Below are 16670 nucleotides of genomic sequence, written 5' to 3' on the forward strand. Positions count from 1 at the left end.
TTTAATCACATTGCTAAATATATGCGTATTTTCTTTCAAAATATGATTATTTTAATCCTTTTGGAATTATTTTTTGTGAGAAACAAAGGACTTGCGAGCAGAATATCTCCACTTGTAACAGCGTTTGTAGAATAAATTTCTCCTTTTAGTGTGGCTGTTAATTATCTTCTCTATTTTGATCTGATTTCTTTTATAATCTTTGCTGGAATTCCGCCGACTACCGTATTATCCGGAACATTTTTTGAAACGACTGCACCTGCTGCCACCACTGAATTTTCTCCGATAGTAACGCCCGGAAGGATGCTTACATTGGCTCCAATCCATGCATTTTTTTTAACATGTACTGCCTGGGGAATAAGTGAGTGCCTTTCTTCCGGATTGATGGGATGACCTTCTGAGAGAATACTGACTTTGGGAGCAATAAAAACATTGTCTTCTATTGTGATTCCTCCGAGATCCAGAAACACACAGTCGAAATTGATAAATACATTTTTACCGATCCTTGTATTTTTACCATAATTTATGTGCAATGGGGGGAACAGTGTCGTGCTTTCATCTATCTCACTGCCTGTTATCTGACTAAGAAGTTCCCTTATTTCCAATGGATCAGAAGAATTATTCATCTGGGTGGTTAGTTTTTTCGTGGCGAATGATGCCTGTCTTATTTTGTGTGCTTGCGGATCATCGGCTGAAATTGTTTCCCCTGCCTTTAATCTTTCAAATATGTTGGGTAATGACATTGCTATTTTAATTTTTTAAAGATTTCGGTCATCGTATCAGGGTCCAGACTATTCATATCTATCAGTTTTAAGGTTTTTACCATTTTTAAAGTAGTCGCTTTGTAATGTTGAAAATGAGGTGTCTGCAAATGAGCTTGATACGCCGCCTGGCCATCATAGATCTCAATGATCTTTACCTGAGTTGGAGTTTCTTTTTGTGACATCGGAAAAATAGCCAAAACTCCCGGCTCTTTCTTCACTGATGCAGATGCTTCCTCTTTTAAAATGGAATTGTATTCATCCAGATACTCAGGTAATATTTCAATTTCAGAAATCCGTACCATCATATCAGATTTCGTAGCCGGCAGTAATGGTATTTTAATGATTTCTCTAACCGTATTTGCCTGACTGGTACTGACATTGGATTCAATTAACATTGATAACTGCTCAAGCTGATTGTCGGTTATCCCGGTATTCTTACCCATATTGATATGTGATTTTAATTGACTTTCAACTCCCGGTATCGAAGCAAGAGCCGCAATAGTCACAAGCTCTCTTTGCTGGTAGGTCAATACATTACTCACAAAAATATCTGCAAACAGATGTTCCTTTAAAAAAACATCAATACGAGGAGCAAACTCACCAAAACCCGGTGCAGGTTTTGATTGTGGTATTTTCGTCAATTGTTCCAAAACTTTTCTACCTTGCTCATATTTATTTACAGGATTATTTTCCACTTTTATTTTTTCGCCTTCCTGATCTTTTATTCCCTTAAGTTTTCTTTCATCTACAATTGTTTTAAAAGTATTGACCGCATTTAGGCTTCTGGGAAAACCACAATATGCATATAACTGAACCAATGCTTCCTTGATTTCATTAATGGTCAATCCTGAATCCAAACCTTTGTTCAATTCATTACTTAACTTATCTAAATTTCCCGTTGCTGTCAATGATGAAATAATCACCAGACTTTTTTGCGGTGCTGAAAGGTTGGCTTCTGTTTTTTCGTTCTGTTGTGCGTTCATTGTCGGGATATTCATGGTAAGTATGAGTAATACGATTGCTTTTAGAAATTTACTTTTGCTCATTGGTGATTATTTAGTCTTGATTTGCAGATTTGAATTCTTCATCCGTTACAGGATTAAGCCATGTAGCGTTAGTTTCGCCTTCATAATTGGTAATAGCAATATGCACCATTTTTGTTTTAAAAGTTGCTCCGTGCCAATGCACTACATTTTCAGGTATATTGATCACGTCTCCTTTTTTGATGATTTTTGATTTTTTACCTTTTTCCTGATACAGACCTTTTCCTTCTGTAACAATCAAAACCTGACCTTTTGGATGAGTATGCCAATTTGTTCTGGCTCCAGGTTCAAAAGTAACACTGCCTAAAACAAATTCATTGTTTTTATCTTTGGCCAAAAGGGTTTGTAGATAAGCGTTTCCTGTAAAGTATCCATTATTGATTTTTTCTCCCTGCGGAAAGAGCGCTGTGGTGTTTTCTGTTGTCATTTTTTCTTGATTTTTATTGTTACTGCAAGAGTTTATAGCAGATGAAGTTCCTGCCAGCACTACTGCAATAATCATGTTCAATGATTTTATCATTAGATTTTATTATTGGATTAATTCACATTTTAAGTTGCTTTATGCCACTGACTTGAAAATAAATAATCATGAGATAATTCTGTTAATGAAGTCAATATGTTAGATTATTGTAATCTTTATAGAATAAAGCCAAATTCTCCTAAAGTTAATAATAAGTAAGTTCACCTTTGGCTGGCTAAATCCATTTGGTACATTTTCTGAAGCCAGCTCGTGATTCAGCATACTTATTTTCTCAGTTGTGCCGTAATCTTCCAGTTTCAAGATCAGCGTAATTTCAGCTGCAAAATCTCTAGTTTCATGTTGATCGTTCAATCCTGGAAATACTGTTTTCTCACCTATGCTTATTCTTAATTTCATAGAATTTTTTTTTCGGTAAAATGATCGTTTAAATAGTTCCGGTCTACAGAAAAGCTTCAATGTAGCATGAAAACAAGGACAGATCAATACAGAAATTTTATAAATTATTATGCTTCTATAACTACAGTACAAATCTCGCGATTATCAGTAAGTAGAAGTTTATACAAAATACTGTTTTATTTACCACTTTTACATATTTTGAGTGAAATCGATTTTTGAAGCCAAAAGGATGATTACTTTTGTAATGTAAATAATTACGATATGGATCAGGTAGAACGAATTGATACGGTAAAGCAGTATAATGACTACGCAGGTGTAGATACATTGCACCCTTTGGTGAGTGTTGTCAATTTTAATGAAGTACCCACTATACAGCATTTTAGAAGGCAGATTGGGTTGTATGCAGTTTTTCTGAAAAACATAAAATGCGGTGATATGACCTACGGTTGCCAACCGTATGATTACGAAGACGGAACATTAGTTTTTGTTTCTCCTGGTCAGGTTTACGGAATAGACAGCAAAGGTGTCGCTATAAAACCATCAGGTTACGGTCTTGTTTTTCATCCTGATCTTATAAAAGGGTCACAACTTGGTAAAACTATTAAAGACTATAATTTTTTCTCTTACGAAGTCAGTGAGGCCCTTCATCTTTCAAAAAAGGAACGCAAGACCATTGTGGAATGTCTGGAAAAGATAAGCGAAGAAATGGACCTTAACATCGACAAGCACAGCAAAACCCTGATCGTTTCAAATATCGAGTTGTTTCTTAATTATTGCATGCGGTATTACGACCGTCAGTTCATCACAAGAACTAATGTGAATAGGGATATTCTAATACGTTTTGAAAGCCTTCTTGATGATTACTTCAAGTCTGAGAAAACATTAACACTTGGTTTGCCAACTGTGGCTTACTGCGCAGCAGAATTATTTCTTTCCCCGAATTATTTTGGTGATCTTATTAAAAAGGAAACGGGAAATACAGCGTTAGATTACATTCAAAACAAATTAATCGACGAAGCAAAAAATAAGATTTTTGACCATTCGAAAACCCTAAGTGAAATTGCAGCTGATTTAGGATTTAAGTACCAACAACACTTTACCCGATTATTTAAACAAAAAACAGGTATAACACCTAATGAATATAGGAGTTTAAATTGAGTATTGATTATTTCAGCATCAATAATTGTTCTAGAGACGAATTGTGCAATATTAATAATAGTCTCAAAAAATGAAAATAACACTATGTTTAACAACCTTATTTATAATGTACTCTTGTACTAAAACAGATTGTAATGAGGTGAAGTTAGCTTTTTATCCGGACGATTATAATTTAATTATTGAAGAATCAAATATAGATTTAACATTGATAAAGATTAATGGTTCCAAACCTATAACTGGTGAAAAATTTAATATTATGGTATATAATAATTAGATGCTAAATTCTAATAATGTTGAGCTGGGAGATACTATAATAAAAAGGAAGGGTAGTTTAGATGTTTGCCATTCATAAAAAAGACACTACTTTACAGTTCAAATGGCTTTGCAAAGGGAAAACATTTAAATAAAAAAGGGGAAATAATACGTAATCCTTATTGGTTGTCGTTTCATCTTCAAACCCTTTCTACCGCACGATTCTGTCGTGTGTAAGATATTAAGTAGCCTCATATTTGAGCTTACTCACAATTAAATAAACAGTTTTTTATTCCTTTAAGTGCGAAATTATATGCCCAATGGAGGAAGATTCTTAATAGTCATAGTGATGGATATATAATTAAAACTCGTCTTCCAGCTTATCATAAAGTCTCTGAAATTTTGTGAAATTTTTTAAATACACTGCATGATTTTCTTTACTCGGCTCATAAAATTGTTCAGTGCTGTCTGTTATATCTGCAGTTGTGTGATCTTCCGCAGGCTGATTTGGCGTAATTCCTAATGCTTCCATACCTATGAGCGCAGCTCCCCATGCTGAACTTTCCACTGTATCTTTAACGAAAACGGGCTTGTTAAAAATATCTGCTAACATTTGAATCAGATTCTGTGACCGAGCTAAACCGCCACTTACATAGATTTTTTGAATTGGGCCAGTGTTTTCCTCCAACGCAATTCCAACGCTGTAGATTGCGAACAGCATGCCCTCCATCATAGCCCGCGCAAAGTGGGCAGAGGTGTGCTGCAACTGTATTCCAAAATACACTCCTTTTGCATTGGAATTCCAGTGCGGAGCACGCTCACCAGTTAAGTACGGCAAAAAAATTAAACCTTCTGATCCCGGATCGACTGAATCTATTATTTCGCTTAGATGCTCGGTAAAATCCTCATCCTTAATTTTTTTGATCGATTCGCTTAGGAAGGCATTTCGGAACCAATTTCGCAAAATACCACCATTATTGACTGCTCCTCCAATTACATATTCATTGGGTCTGAAGAGATAGCTGAATAACCGTTGCTCTTGCTCCGGATTTGGCAGCGGAGAGGTAACCCGTATAGCTCCGCTGGTGCCAACAGTTACGGAAGCCACTCCTGGTGTCACAGCTCCTACTCCCAGATTAGCCAGACAGCCATCGCTACCTCCAATAACAAATGAAGTACCTTCTGAGATGCGCATCGAGGCTGCTGTTTTTCTGTCTTGCAATACCAAAACATGGTCAATCGGGACAGGTGTAGACAGCTGTTCGCCAGAGATTCCTGCGAGATTCAGTGCTAATTCAGACCACACTAACTTATGAATATCAAATAGTCCCGTAGCCGATGCAATGGAATGATCAACCACATAGGTGCCAAAGAGTCGGTAAAAAAGAAATTCCTTAATACCAATAAATTTATGGGACCGAGCAAACACTTTTTCATCATACGATTTTATCCATATTAATTTGCAAAGCAGAGACATGGGATGAATGGGCGTTCCTGTCTGTTGATATAATATTCTACCATCTTCCTTTGCCTTCAATCCGGTAGCTATATCTTCACTTCTCCGGTCAGCCCAAATGATGCAATTCGTGAGCGGTTTTCCTGATTTGTCAACAGCTATTAGTCCGTGCATGGCACTGCTCACCGAAATACACAAAGGCTGCAGCATCTTATCAATGCCGTGTAATTCGTCCATTACACGCGCAATCGACTCAATACACGCATTATAAATAACCTCAGGATCCTGTTCGTAATGTCCTTCAGAAGGATTCAGTATAGGATAAGAAATGTTTTGTATTGCCAAGACTTTGCCTTTCAGGTCAAATGCAACGGCTTTTGTAGACGAGGTACCAATATCTAATCCTATTATCATAATTTTTAATCAAAAGTTTAAGTGATATATTTACGATCTAAATTACATTAGATTTTGACAAAATGCAAAAATTAATAGGTATTGATGGCTGTAAGTATGGCTGGGTAGCTGTGTCAATGAAAAGCGATACTGCAGACCTTTTCAAAAGTTTGGCAGATCTGATCAATTTTTATCCGGAAAGCAGTATGTTCATGATTGATATGCCAGTTGGTCTCTCCAATATTGATTTGAAAGAAAGAAATTGCGAAACGATAGCCCGAAAAATTTTATCTAAAAAAAGAAAACCGAGTCTGTTTTCAGTGCCGTGTCGCGAGTCAATATATGCTTCAACATATGAGGAAGCTAATCAGATAAATAGAGAAATAATTAAGAAAGGTATTTCCAAACAATCGTGGGGTATAGTTCAGAAGATCAGGGAAGTCGATCAACTTTTACAAAACAACAGAAGCCTTGTACGTAAGATCAAAGAATCGCATCCTGAGGTAGCGTTTCATTTTTTGAACAGTCAGCAATCTATGGAATACAATAAAAAGACCGCTGAGGGCCAGCAGGAAAGATTGCAAGTATTGAAGAGTTTTTCCGATAGGGCAGAAGTCATTTTTAATAATTCAATGAGTAATTTTAAAAGAAAACATGTTTCTGCAGATGACATTTTAGATTCGATCTGCCTCGCAGTAACCCTTGAGGAGATGATAAATTCCGGTAGTTCTTTTGAGGACGGTAATTTAGACAGTCTGGGAATACCAATGAAAATACATTATTTTAATCAATAAAATGTAGTGTGCTCATTTGAGAATGTTTACTACAAAGTTTTGCAATGGAACATCTGGAATTACAAAATCTAATAGTAACTGATATAGAAATTTTATAAAGAATGTATAAATTTACATACCAAATGTAAACAAGTTTATTACAGCCACGAATTTGAAAAGCGTATTTTGGTTTTGGCAAAGGAATTTATTTAAAAGTTAAAGATGATTATCTGAAATTTTCAGCAAACTTCTATTCTACAGGCGTTTGAAGTTTCAATCAGAAGATAGCTATGCTGAATTCAAAAACGACAAATTCCAATTTTGTATTCAGCTTGACCCACTATGTGAAGTGATTGGTTTATGGAATCACGAAATAGAAATCGGATATTATTCAGAAAACAAATATATTTCTGCAGTTCATTACATCATTTCGGAATTTATGAGATGAAGAGAAAGTTTGTGACATGTTTTAGCGTCAAACTGTCAGAGAAGTATTTTGAACGATAAGTGCTTAAGATTTTAAAGCTATATTCTATTATTAAACTGACAAAAAATACATAACAGCAGTAATCCCCGGTTGAAGTTGCATTTATAAGTCATAGAAAACGATATTACAGCTTATCAACTGATAAAAATTACTTATATTGAAAGTATGGACATAAAAAAAATTAGAAAAAATTGTATTAGGTGCGTTGATAATGACAGTAATTATATTTTGGATGGAAATTAATTTTTATGATGATCATCATTACACGACAAGTAAAATAAACGAAATATTATTTTGGTCATTAATAAGAGGTGCGGTAATTGCAACTGGTGTTAATATCGGAAATCATTATTTTTCAAAATTAAAAGATAAATAATTCTACATAATTTTATGATAGTATGTGAGTTGTAACTGTTTTTTCATGAAATATTTTATATTTCCTTCGCAATAATGATCGTATGAAATTAAAAGCAAAAGTAACCATCAGACAATATCTAAAACTATTATTTAGTTTAGCATACTCAAAGCCTGTAATGATTTTTCTTATATGTTTCGCATTATTACTCGTGCTTTGGATTACGCTTTTCCATTTAGATATTCTCAATCTTCCTGAACCTGTTGTTTATCAATATATTACTTTGCTTTTAATCGCTGTGATTCAGCCGACCGTGATACTGACTACAATAATTAGAAATTATTACTCAAGCAATCATTTGAGGGAAACGCTCGATATAGATCTATCTGATGATAAGATAAAGATCAAAGGAGAATCATTTTATATGGAAATTCTCTGGACGAAAATCTATAAGTTAGCTGAAAAGAAAAATTGGTTTCTAATCTATCAAAACAATTTGTCTGCGATCCTAATTCCTAAAAAAGATCTATCTACACATCAAATAAAGCAGATTCAGGAAATTTTAGGATCTGTAAAAACAATTAAATAAAATCACCAAATGAACTCTTCAAACAAATTGGTTTGTGCACTATTTAGAGAAAATAATGATAATAAAGAAGGTAAGAGTAGTTTATTTTTTATCTTCCGTTGATTTATTTAGCTGTAAAACTAATAATTATTTTACATTAAATTTTTTTTTGATTCACAATATTTCACTTTTTCGATTGTGAATTATTCTATAATAAGAATAAATACTTATTTAATACACAGTTTTTATTAAAACAGATTCAATATTTTGTATATATTTGACGGACGATTTAGATAAGTAAATCCTACAGTGAAATAGTAATCGCTAATAAATAAAATTTAAAAAGACGTGATGTTTAAATTTACTTTCTTGAATATTTTTTTGTCAGTATTTTTGATTCCTTTGATGATGCAGTGTGACAATAGAGGCGAGAATCCGTGTGATCAATATACCAACTTGTCAAACGAGCAGGATTTGATACTGATTTCTCCCACCAAGCAGTCATATGCCAAGGGTGAAACAATAAAGTTGAAATTTTCAGTCCCATCGAAAATGAAAGTCAATTCAAAGGACATTGATATTTTTCAGACAACAAAACAATCCTCCGGAATTTTGAGGATACATCTTTCTGAGCTTTTTCAGGACAATAACGTCAACTTTGTAAAAGGGAAGAAAATTGATGATTTTAGTTCGTCTCCTGTTTACAACACTGTGACTGATAGTTATGAATTAGAAGTTGATGTTATCCTAAACAGAAAAGGTATCTATTCATTTGATTCTTTTGCAACTTTTCAGGATAGGGAATTCGAAGAAGGGCAATGCGTCTTTATCCAAATAATTACAAGTATTAAAGGAAATAACATTTCTGACAATAGATTTGAATTTGTTGTCATCTAAAAATTCATTTTCAGATGAAAGAAGGATGATCCGCTCAAATATATTTAAAAGTAAAAAAGGTATGATATCTCAGTCAGCAGATTTGTAGTATTAACGATGCAATGAAATTTGCTTTCAGTATCAGAAAAAAAGAAAATTTTTACAACATGGTTGGCGGAAATTGTCGCCTCAATCTGTAATCTGCCCGTCTGTAGAATCGCTCAAGCATTTGTATATTATGATCTATTGTTACCGAACTGCGAAAATATGGTCACTTGTAATTTTCAAACTCCACTTTCTAAATTGACAAAAAAATTAAAATCTATTTTCTGGATCATGATAACTGTTTCATTTCTTGGAATAGTCTATTTTGTTTCAAAATGGAATAAGATTGATATTGATAAAAATATCGGAAAATCAAGGGCAGTAAAAAATCTTAATTCCAAAGTTTTTGATCCAGCTTTCATTATGTTAGACTCTGCAAAAATACGTACAGACCTAGAAATATTTGGAAGAATGGATGATACGATATCTTTCAACTTTAACATTACCAAAAGTGTGAGATCTGATCACATTTATTTTTTGAATTTTAACCGTGGTGATGGGTTTACTGGAGTTAATATAACAGTATCAAAATTTGGAAATTTCTTTTACACATCATCCGAATTTTATACTGATAACATAAGAATGTTTGATTTTTTAGAATCCGAAAGATACACTGTGAGGAAACAGAAATTAACACTGGATAAATCTCAATATAAAAAAGGTGACAGTATTTTTGGAAAAATAGAATTGCAGATAAAATTTAATCCAACTGATTCGATAACTAATGCTAAAGGATATTTCAGAAGCATTATTGACTAATTATGTCTAATGGAAGACTTTTAAAATATGCGAACGTAAATCAGGAGGTAGATCAATCAAATTCTAAACTGTAAATATTCTGCATCACATTTCTGTTTAATTTATTTTGATTGGAAGGGTATTGATATCATTATGTTAATCAGGTAGAATCCTAAGAATATTGAAAATTCCTAAAAAATAAAGGCAGGATTTAATAGCGATCCTTTACAATTCTACAGCAATTTTTATTATTGATATTAAATGGAGTAGTGGAGACAAGTTATTTTAGAAATTAATTTATATCAAAATCTTATATATAAATAATAACCTTATTACCTCAATGAAAAAGAAAATCCTGAAGTTTGTATTAAGTTTTGTTCTACTGTTGCCATTCAACCGATATCAATCGCAGGCTGTAAAAACTTCTGACAGTAAAGAGTTTTTCTATAATGTAAGCATTGGAGCAATTATTGGGGGAATCGGTGCGGTAATTAATAAAAAGCCTGAACAAAAGTTTGACAAAGTCTTTTTTAAAGGATTTCACTCCTTTGACGTATTCGTATTGTTGGTAACCACCGTTATAATTTAGATAATGTTGTACAAAATCTTTAGGAAGATTAATCTCATTTGTTTTCTCAAGTTCTGAAATCTCAAATCCAGTAGTCTGCTGTTCTGTCTGTTCAAATTCCATTATAATTATATTTACCAAGTTTTAAATGTATATGAATAACCTGTAGCAGCTTTATACTGGCTACAACCTCCGACGTGGGAAATTCCGTTATGAGCCTGTTGCTTCACCAACTGCATTGTTCCTGTATTTGTTAATGGATCATAATCATCTAAATGATGCCACACATATCCTTTTGGTGTACTTTTTTGTCCCAATGCTGCTAAACTTGCGTCACCAAAATCCATCTTGTAATAACCAGAATATTGTATCGGTATTGTATTTGTTTGTCCTTGCTTTACTGGATACAGTGCATCACTATTTGCGTAATTAAATCATCCATTAGGCATTGCTTCAACTCCAATAAATCCTCTATCGTCTATTTTTTGGAGTTCCTCTACGCTAGCATATCCATTATGCACCAAAAATCACATCTTCAGTCACATAATAGTTATCGTTGCCTCCAATATCAAAATTATAAACTTTTACACAATAATTAAAGCTGTCCTACCGAACAGCTTCTATGATAATTACAAATTTTAAATAAATATTTTTTTTATATAATATTTTTAAATTTATCAATTGGGGATAAACCAACTTTTTTTCTTTTTGCATTAATCTGTTCAAGTTCTTCGTTTGAAAGAGGTTTCTCGTTAATATCATTTTCATCATCAATAAAAAAAGTATCAATAAATTCATCTAATGTGCTAGCAATAAATATATCTTTTTCTTCAATATCGCTCCCATGGTGCCAGTAATAAATTTTACCGAAAGAGTTTTTTTCTAATGAATAATAAATAATATCACCTGGATATCCATCAAATATGGGAAAAAACTTAACTATTATTTGATCTGTTGAACAGTATTGATTTATTATTGACTCTATACTTTTACGTGATTGGCCCCATCCGAATATCGTTCCAATTTCAATTTTCCCTGATTGTAAAAATCCTAACTTATTCACACTTTTCGCAAAAACATCTTTGATAAACCTGCTGTTACCAAATTTGGATGTAAATTCAATTATTTCACTTTCAGGAATATTGCCCATAATTTTTTTAACAAAAGACAAACCTTCATCTTGCAATGATTCTAAATCTTCAATATTTAGGTATTTAACACCTCCTAAATTCTCAATTTTATTAAAGATATTACTCATGATTTATTTTTTTAAATTCCATTCAATTCTCTCATATCAGAAGCAATTCCTTTATGAGGAACATTCCCATGTAAATATGTGGGGATTAATTGTACAGATTTGTCACTTGCTGACTTAACCAATCTTAAGCTTCTTTTTGTTTCTTAAAACCATATTCTTCTTTCATTTTTTCATTCCATCAACTTTTAAATCATCTCCAACCTTCCATTTGCTAAAATTCCGGTCTGCCATTTGTAAATGGAATTGGTTCGTTATTTGTTACTGCGTTCACCTCTGGCTTATCATGTTACACAAATTTTTCATAATTTTCCATGATCTTTATATCATTGATAATATATCGCATAATTCTGAAACTTTGCAAAAAAAGCCAATTTTCAATTCCTCCAGGTGGGTTATATTACAAAGTATTTTCAAAAATTTTAAATCTTAATATTCCTTAAATAAATACAAAGCTATCACTTTCCCCGTATCTTGCACACCAAAAATTGACCCAAAGATGAAACGCTTTTTCATTTGAAAACTGTTTTAAAATTTGCAATCTAGCACTAACTTCTGATGGTGTGAAACCCGGACCATTTATTATTAGCCAAGCTTTATTCAATTGAGAGGTAGTAATATACAAATCAAAAAGATCTTTTTTGTCTTGATCAGGCTGTAGCCATTTTGGAATATCATTTACCGATTTATATTTAGGTTCATTTCGAAATAAGAAAAACCCTTTCTTTTCAGCATTATAGCCAATCCACTCCTTTTTCGTTATTTCAAAATATGAACTCTCTTGGATTGCGTCTGTGTTAAGAAGTTCTCCTGCTGAAGGATAGAAACCCGTATAATCACTAACGTTTTGCATCTTGTACATCCACAATGGTTGTTTTTCTTTGAATGATTTTAATTCAGAACTCCACTCAGTTGAGTTTAATCCTGATAATCTCTTAATTTCATCAAAATTATATTTTAAATCTAAACGATTTAAAGTTTGATTTTTTTCAATATTTGAAATGTCAATATTTTCTATAATGTCAATGAAGTATTCTAATATTAATGTATCAATAAATTGATCCGGCGTTCTAGCAATTTCCGCAGTCAAAAATTGATCAGAAAATTCCATGTACGAAAAAGTTGCTTCCCGGTTGGTAAACCAATTCTTAGTCAGACCGTACGAAATAGGAGTTGAGTCATAATTTATTATAATAGGCAAGAAAAATGGAGGGAAAGCAAAATTCTTTTGTGAATTTACTTCATCTAAATCATAATACTCCCATGCACTATATTTGCTAAAAAAAAATATTTTTCCAGCACATAAATCTATAATTCTTTTATCAACTCCCAGTAATTCAAGTATTTCTTTCATATTCTAGTCATTATCTTTTTTATCAAATGTACGTGAATTATTTTGAAAAATTGTTTTACATGTTTTGAACTTATTGGATTTCTAATTGGGCGAGAACCGCATATTGTCCCGCGATGAATGTCCTGCTCTGATTATAGTTTTCGGATTAATTCTGTTACAAACAGCAGCTAACGCAATTAAAATCAGTTATAAAGATACGATTACTGTTCTCCTTCAATTATATGATTACAAGCTGAATGCTTAAGTTAGTTGGTGGAGATAAATCATTAATCATCCAATAACGAAAAGTTCCTTCCTGGCTTTTTTCTTTCCCTTTCAAGCTCTTCCCACTCTTCAACAGTATATCTTTTATTATCTACAATTTTATGTATTCCACCCTGGTAACTGTCAAAATCAGTCCAAACTTCAAATTTGTTTCCTCAAATAGCTCATCGTCACCCGAAATTATGTTTCGGCATGTAATTTTCTTGATAACATTTGTAATCCTTTCAATCACAATTTCTATTTTGGAATCGATTGAAAAGTCAAGTGAAAAATGGTAGCTTCTCGCTTTAACTTTAAAATTTTGATTTGATAGTAATTTTTCCATTACCTCTTCATTAAATTCGATACAACCTTCAAGAAGAACTTCACGGTCGTTTAATTCCTTACACAAAAACATAGTTTTAACCAGAATATTAAGAGGTATTAAAAGTAAATCTAATCCACGGTAATGCTCTCCGGTCAAATACATGCCTTTGGAATCATTGAAAAAAGGAAGATAAACGCCATTGGAAAAAGTGTCATATTCCATTCCCAGTGGCGTTTCAAAATATAGCTTTTCCAGGACAAGAAACTGAACTTTATTAGCAGTATTGCTGTGCTTGTTCCTATAATTATTCCACAGGGGTTTGAATGATTTTTTTTAAGTGATAGCTGCAAGGTTTAATTTCCAATTGTAATGCCATGTCACCGGATTGAATATTAATGGGTCTTTGGTATTAATACTGTTGTATTCCATATTAGTAAAGATAAAACTTAAGTCTCCGGCATCGAGCTTATTACAGGACAAACTGAATTTTCCCGAAGCGTTTAAATTCAAAAGTACTTTCCCTTTAAAGGAGCTACTTTTCTGTATTTTAAAGTTATAGACTACTGCTTCTATCTTATCTTGCATAATAGTAATTTGTGGGCTGTTAGATGTCTCTTAGATATTTATAATTACGGGAGTCCGTGGAGTTTCGATCATTCTGATACGATATAAGTCTACTTTGAAGACGCTTATTTCAAGCTTATTACTGCTGATAATTTTCGGGGTTAGCACTCTCTATGTACCCTTGTTCTACATCCTTTTTCATAGCAGCAACAATGTTAGAGGGAACCATATAATGATTTAAAATTCTATCTTCAGAAGATTCCATTTTTTCAGGATCCTGAATCGTATGATATAATTTGAATAGTAATTCGTCCTCTGTTAGGAATTGATAGGGATCTTTAACATAAGTACTTCTAAATGCTACATATTCATTCACTTTTTCAATGGCTTTTTCAAATTGCTCCGTGCGGATGAGGGACGAATAAAGCCTGATATAAGTCAAAGAAAGCCATTGCGCAAATATCTTTCTTTGATCTTCTGCCGAAGATTCATCTCGGTTCTTATCAAAATTTGCAAGCAAGTGTTCAGCCTCCATTATAACATCATCGTAACGTGCTAACTTGTAGTATAAAAGTACTAACCTAAGATATCCCATTTTGAATGGAACTTCCTGCGAAATAGATTCCCTGTAATATTTTTCTGCCAAGTCGTCGTCCTCTTTCTTTTCTGCAATCATTCCTTTCAGTTCGAAAGCCTCTGAATAATAAGGATCAACTTCTAAGGCTTTATTACAATATTCCAATGACGCATCATCTGCATTTACATCCAAATAAGCGCTTGCCAAAAGCGCTAAATACCGCTTGTTCTGTGGGAATTCATTATTTAAAATATGAAGATTAGCAATCGCTTTTTCAGCCTCACCAAACATTCTTTGATTGCTAATTTTCTGCAATAACTTCTCAACTTCCTGTTCCGTCATTTTTCTTTAATTTATTTATATCATAATCTATAAACCTCTAATGTATTGCCTGGCGGTAGTTTCCCATGGGTAGCTGCATAACAATATTTTTTTGTGTCAACACCAACATCCCTGTTTGGATCATTATGATGGGAAATATATGAAGTTGTATATTGAGCTAAAACTTTATAAAAGAAAAAACTAGAAAACAAGTCAGACTGAGTGAATTTTTTTTCAAAAATTTTAAAACATTTATTTTTGATAGATTCTTTTCAGCGGTGTTCTGTTAATGCTGATGATTATTTTGACGAGATTCTATGATTGCTTTTTTCATAGCATATTTTACAACACGATATATGGCATAACCTACAGCAACAAGAATAGGGATAAGTATTATTGCTAATAGTATGATATGTCGAAAAGATATTACTAACATTTGCTTGAATTTAAATTAATTATCCTCTAATATACATTTTTTTTCAATCTTGTCCTGATGCTCATCAAAAACACAAATAAGATTCTTCTCAGATCAACAGAAACTCTACTTTTATTTTTTTTTTGCTTATTCCATTTTTACTTTACTGATATGATTTTTTAAAATTTAAATGTATAAAAACACCATGTATAAAATATTTTTTTCACTTCTAACTATTTTAGTAATGTCTAAATTCCAAGCTCAAAATCATAGATTTTTTTATGAGTTAGAATTTAAGAGAGATTCAACTTCAACAGAAAAAAGCAGAGACTTTTATATTTTAGATATAACAAAAGAGGGATGTAAATTTTATAATTATGAATTTTACAAAAATGATTCTATTCAAAGAGTAAAAAAGAGTGATTTTATGTTTTCTTACCCAAATTTTAGAAATTGGCTTAATACATAAAAATAATAGATACGCGATATAAATACAACCCTTATATAAAAGTTACAGGCAATGTTAGGACACCCAAGCCAATTAAAAAAAATGGCATCACAAACTGCTTTTTACCAATTGGTAAATGACAGACGTAGCTATTTGCTAACTTTGCGACAATGAAAGAATTTATAGAATATATTTTGCAATTTGGCAACTTGAACAAACAGCAAATTGACCTTATTGCAGGCAAAGCGACAGAGTTAAAACTTTCGAAAGAAAACTATTTTTCGGAAGCGGGAAAAATTCCCCGACAAGTCGGTTTCCTTGTAGACGGCGTTGTTCGTGGTTGTTATTACAATAATAAAGGTGAAGAAATTACCCGATGTTTCATAACTGAAAATAGCCTTATAGCTGACTATATTAATTTTGAAGCTCATACAGTATCTACTGAATATTTGCAGGCTTGTACTGATTGTAAACTGATTTTATTTTCAAAAGATAATTGGGATGAGCTTACTCATACCATTGTAGGTTGGGATAATATCAAAAACAAAATGGTTCAAAAATGCCTTTATCAAAAATCGAGAAAAAGTCCTGTAATTTCAGAAGATGCTACTACTCGGTATCTTGAATTTATGAATAATCACCCATCCCTTATCAATAGAATATCTCTAACTTATATTGCATCTTATTTAGGAGTTACTCAACAATCATTAAGCAGAATTAGAAAAAATATACGTTAGAATTTTTACCAAATGGTA

Annotated in this window: 18 protein-coding genes; 6 read left to right on the forward strand and 12 right to left on the reverse strand. The window is 32.6% G+C overall.

Annotated features, from left to right (window positions below):
• Window positions 1–170: 170 nt before the first annotated feature.
• From OMO38_RS00685 to OMO38_RS00700, 4 genes are all read right to left on the reverse strand, one after another.
• The gene (locus OMO38_RS00685; protein WP_264748325.1) at window positions 171–740 is read right to left on the reverse strand and encodes a sugar O-acetyltransferase; all 570 of its coding nucleotides are present in this window, start codon (window positions 738–740) and stop codon (window positions 171–173) included.
• Between the two features lie 2 nt (window positions 741–742).
• Window positions 743–1807, reverse strand: a complete 1065-nt coding sequence (locus OMO38_RS00690) for a carboxymuconolactone decarboxylase family protein (protein WP_264748326.1) — start codon at window positions 1805–1807, stop codon at window positions 743–745.
• Window positions 1808–1817: 10 nt separating this feature from the next.
• A complete protein-coding gene (locus OMO38_RS00695; protein WP_264748327.1) occupies window positions 1818–2306 on the reverse strand; it encodes a (R)-mandelonitrile lyase in 489 nt (162 codons plus the stop codon).
• Window positions 2307–2423: 117 nt separating this feature from the next.
• Window positions 2424–2681: a cyclophilin-like fold protein gene (locus OMO38_RS00700; RefSeq protein WP_264748328.1), complete on the reverse strand. Its 258-nt coding sequence runs from the start codon at window positions 2679–2681 to the stop codon at window positions 2424–2426.
• A gap of 261 nt (window positions 2682–2942) precedes the next feature.
• On the opposite strand from OMO38_RS00700, the gene OMO38_RS00705 reads away from it, so the two are divergent.
• Window positions 2943–3839, forward strand: a complete 897-nt coding sequence (locus tag OMO38_RS00705) for a helix-turn-helix domain-containing protein (protein ID WP_264748329.1) — start codon at window positions 2943–2945, stop codon at window positions 3837–3839.
• Window positions 3840–4452: 613 nt separating this feature from the next.
• Here the strand turns inward: OMO38_RS00705 and OMO38_RS00710 are convergent.
• Window positions 4453–5961, reverse strand: coding sequence for a gluconokinase (locus tag OMO38_RS00710; protein ID WP_264748330.1), 1509 nt, complete (start codon window positions 5959–5961; stop codon window positions 4453–4455).
• Window positions 5962–6023: 62 nt separating this feature from the next.
• Here OMO38_RS00710 and OMO38_RS00715 point away from each other — a divergent pair, with 62 nt between their 5' ends.
• The 4 genes from OMO38_RS00715 to OMO38_RS00730 all read left to right on the forward strand — a co-directional run bounded on the left by OMO38_RS00715 (window position 6024) and on the right by OMO38_RS00730 (window position 9863).
• Window positions 6024–6734, forward strand: coding sequence for a DUF429 domain-containing protein (locus tag OMO38_RS00715; protein ID WP_264748331.1), 711 nt, complete (start codon window positions 6024–6026; stop codon window positions 6732–6734).
• Window positions 6735–7658: 924 nt separating this feature from the next.
• On the forward strand, window positions 7659–8144 hold the full coding sequence (locus OMO38_RS00720; RefSeq protein ID WP_264748332.1) for a YcxB family protein: 486 nt from the start codon (window positions 7659–7661) through the stop codon (window positions 8142–8144).
• Window positions 8145–8675: 531 nt separating this feature from the next.
• Window positions 8676–9020, forward strand: a complete 345-nt coding sequence (locus OMO38_RS00725; protein WP_264748333.1) for a hypothetical protein — start codon at window positions 8676–8678, stop codon at window positions 9018–9020.
• Between the two features lie 282 nt (window positions 9021–9302).
• The gene (locus OMO38_RS00730; RefSeq protein ID WP_264748334.1) at window positions 9303–9863 is read left to right on the forward strand and encodes a hypothetical protein; all 561 of its coding nucleotides are present in this window, start codon (window positions 9303–9305) and stop codon (window positions 9861–9863) included.
• Window positions 9864–10221: 358 nt separating this feature from the next.
• Here the strand turns inward: OMO38_RS00730 and OMO38_RS00735 are convergent, their stop codons facing one another.
• From OMO38_RS00735 to OMO38_RS00765, 7 genes are all read right to left on the reverse strand, one after another.
• The gene (locus tag OMO38_RS00735) at window positions 10222–10533 is read right to left on the reverse strand and encodes an SMI1/KNR4 family protein (RefSeq protein ID WP_264748335.1); all 312 of its coding nucleotides are present in this window, start codon (window positions 10531–10533) and stop codon (window positions 10222–10224) included.
• Window positions 10534–10544: 11 nt separating this feature from the next.
• Window positions 10545–10757 (reverse strand): HNH endonuclease signature motif containing protein, encoded by a 213-nt coding sequence (locus OMO38_RS00740; protein WP_264748336.1) that lies wholly within the window; start codon window positions 10755–10757, stop codon window positions 10545–10547.
• Window positions 10758–11065: 308 nt separating this feature from the next.
• Entirely contained in the window at window positions 11066–11668 is a 603-nt protein-coding gene (locus OMO38_RS00745; protein ID WP_264748337.1) for an SMI1/KNR4 family protein, read from the reverse strand.
• A gap of 436 nt (window positions 11669–12104) precedes the next feature.
• Window positions 12105–13019, reverse strand: coding sequence for a hypothetical protein (locus OMO38_RS00750; RefSeq protein WP_264748338.1), 915 nt, complete (start codon window positions 13017–13019; stop codon window positions 12105–12107).
• 355 nt (window positions 13020–13374) lie between these two features.
• Entirely contained in the window at window positions 13375–13812 is a 438-nt protein-coding gene (locus tag OMO38_RS00755) for a hypothetical protein (protein WP_264748339.1), read from the reverse strand.
• A gap of 111 nt (window positions 13813–13923) precedes the next feature.
• On the reverse strand, window positions 13924–14175 hold the full coding sequence (locus tag OMO38_RS00760; protein WP_264748340.1) for a hypothetical protein: 252 nt from the start codon (window positions 14173–14175) through the stop codon (window positions 13924–13926).
• A gap of 118 nt (window positions 14176–14293) precedes the next feature.
• The gene (locus OMO38_RS00765) at window positions 14294–15073 is read right to left on the reverse strand and encodes a tetratricopeptide repeat protein (RefSeq protein ID WP_264748341.1); all 780 of its coding nucleotides are present in this window, start codon (window positions 15071–15073) and stop codon (window positions 14294–14296) included.
• Between the two features lie 1012 nt (window positions 15074–16085).
• Here OMO38_RS00765 and OMO38_RS00770 point away from each other — a divergent pair.
• Window positions 16086–16652, forward strand: a complete 567-nt coding sequence (locus OMO38_RS00770; RefSeq protein ID WP_264748342.1) for a Crp/Fnr family transcriptional regulator — start codon at window positions 16086–16088, stop codon at window positions 16650–16652.
• The last annotated feature ends 18 nt before the right edge of the window (window positions 16653–16670 follow it).

The sequence above is a fragment of the Chryseobacterium kimseyorum genome (genome assembly GCF_025971945.1).
Taxonomy (GTDB): Bacteria; Bacteroidota; Bacteroidia; order Flavobacteriales; family Weeksellaceae; genus Chryseobacterium; species Chryseobacterium kimseyorum.

Bases quoted from the DNA above. Each gene is read 5' to 3' on its own strand.
- OMO38_RS00685 (WP_264748325.1), bottom strand. From the start codon at position 740: ATGTCATTACCCAACATATTTGAAAGATTAAAGGCAGGGGAAACAATT.
- OMO38_RS00690 (WP_264748326.1), bottom strand. From the start codon at position 1,807: ATGAGCAAAAGTAAATTTCTAAAAGCAATCGTATTACTCATACTTACC.
- OMO38_RS00695 (WP_264748327.1), bottom strand. From the start codon at position 2,306: ATGATTATTGCAGTAGTGCTGGCAGGAACTTCATCTGCTATAAACTCT.
- OMO38_RS00700 (WP_264748328.1), bottom strand. From the start codon at position 2,681: ATGAAATTAAGAATAAGCATAGGTGAGAAAACAGTATTTCCAGGATTG.
- OMO38_RS00705 (WP_264748329.1), top strand. From the start codon at position 2,943: ATGGATCAGGTAGAACGAATTGATACGGTAAAGCAGTATAATGACTAC.
- OMO38_RS00710 (WP_264748330.1), bottom strand. From the start codon at position 5,961: ATGATAATAGGATTAGATATTGGTACCTCGTCTACAAAAGCCGTTGCA.
- OMO38_RS00715 (WP_264748331.1), top strand. From the start codon at position 6,024: ATGCAAAAATTAATAGGTATTGATGGCTGTAAGTATGGCTGGGTAGCT.
- OMO38_RS00720 (WP_264748332.1), top strand. From the start codon at position 7,659: ATGAAATTAAAAGCAAAAGTAACCATCAGACAATATCTAAAACTATTA.
- OMO38_RS00725 (WP_264748333.1), top strand. From the start codon at position 8,676: ATGAAAGTCAATTCAAAGGACATTGATATTTTTCAGACAACAAAACAA.
- OMO38_RS00735 (WP_264748335.1), bottom strand. From the start codon at position 10,533: ATGGAATTTGAACAGACAGAACAGCAGACTACTGGATTTGAGATTTCA.
- OMO38_RS00740 (WP_264748336.1), bottom strand. From the start codon at position 10,757: ATGGATTTTGGTGACGCAAGTTTAGCAGCATTGGGACAAAAAAGTACA.
- OMO38_RS00745 (WP_264748337.1), bottom strand. From the start codon at position 11,668: ATGAGTAATATCTTTAATAAAATTGAGAATTTAGGAGGTGTTAAATAC.
- OMO38_RS00750 (WP_264748338.1), bottom strand. From the start codon at position 13,019: ATGAAAGAAATACTTGAATTACTGGGAGTTGATAAAAGAATTATAGAT.
- OMO38_RS00755 (WP_264748339.1), bottom strand. From the start codon at position 13,812: ATGGAATATGACACTTTTTCCAATGGCGTTTATCTTCCTTTTTTCAAT.
- OMO38_RS00760 (WP_264748340.1), bottom strand. From the start codon at position 14,175: ATGCAAGATAAGATAGAAGCAGTAGTCTATAACTTTAAAATACAGAAA.
- OMO38_RS00765 (WP_264748341.1), bottom strand. From the start codon at position 15,073: ATGACGGAACAGGAAGTTGAGAAGTTATTGCAGAAAATTAGCAATCAA.
- OMO38_RS00770 (WP_264748342.1), top strand. From the start codon at position 16,086: ATGAAAGAATTTATAGAATATATTTTGCAATTTGGCAACTTGAACAAA.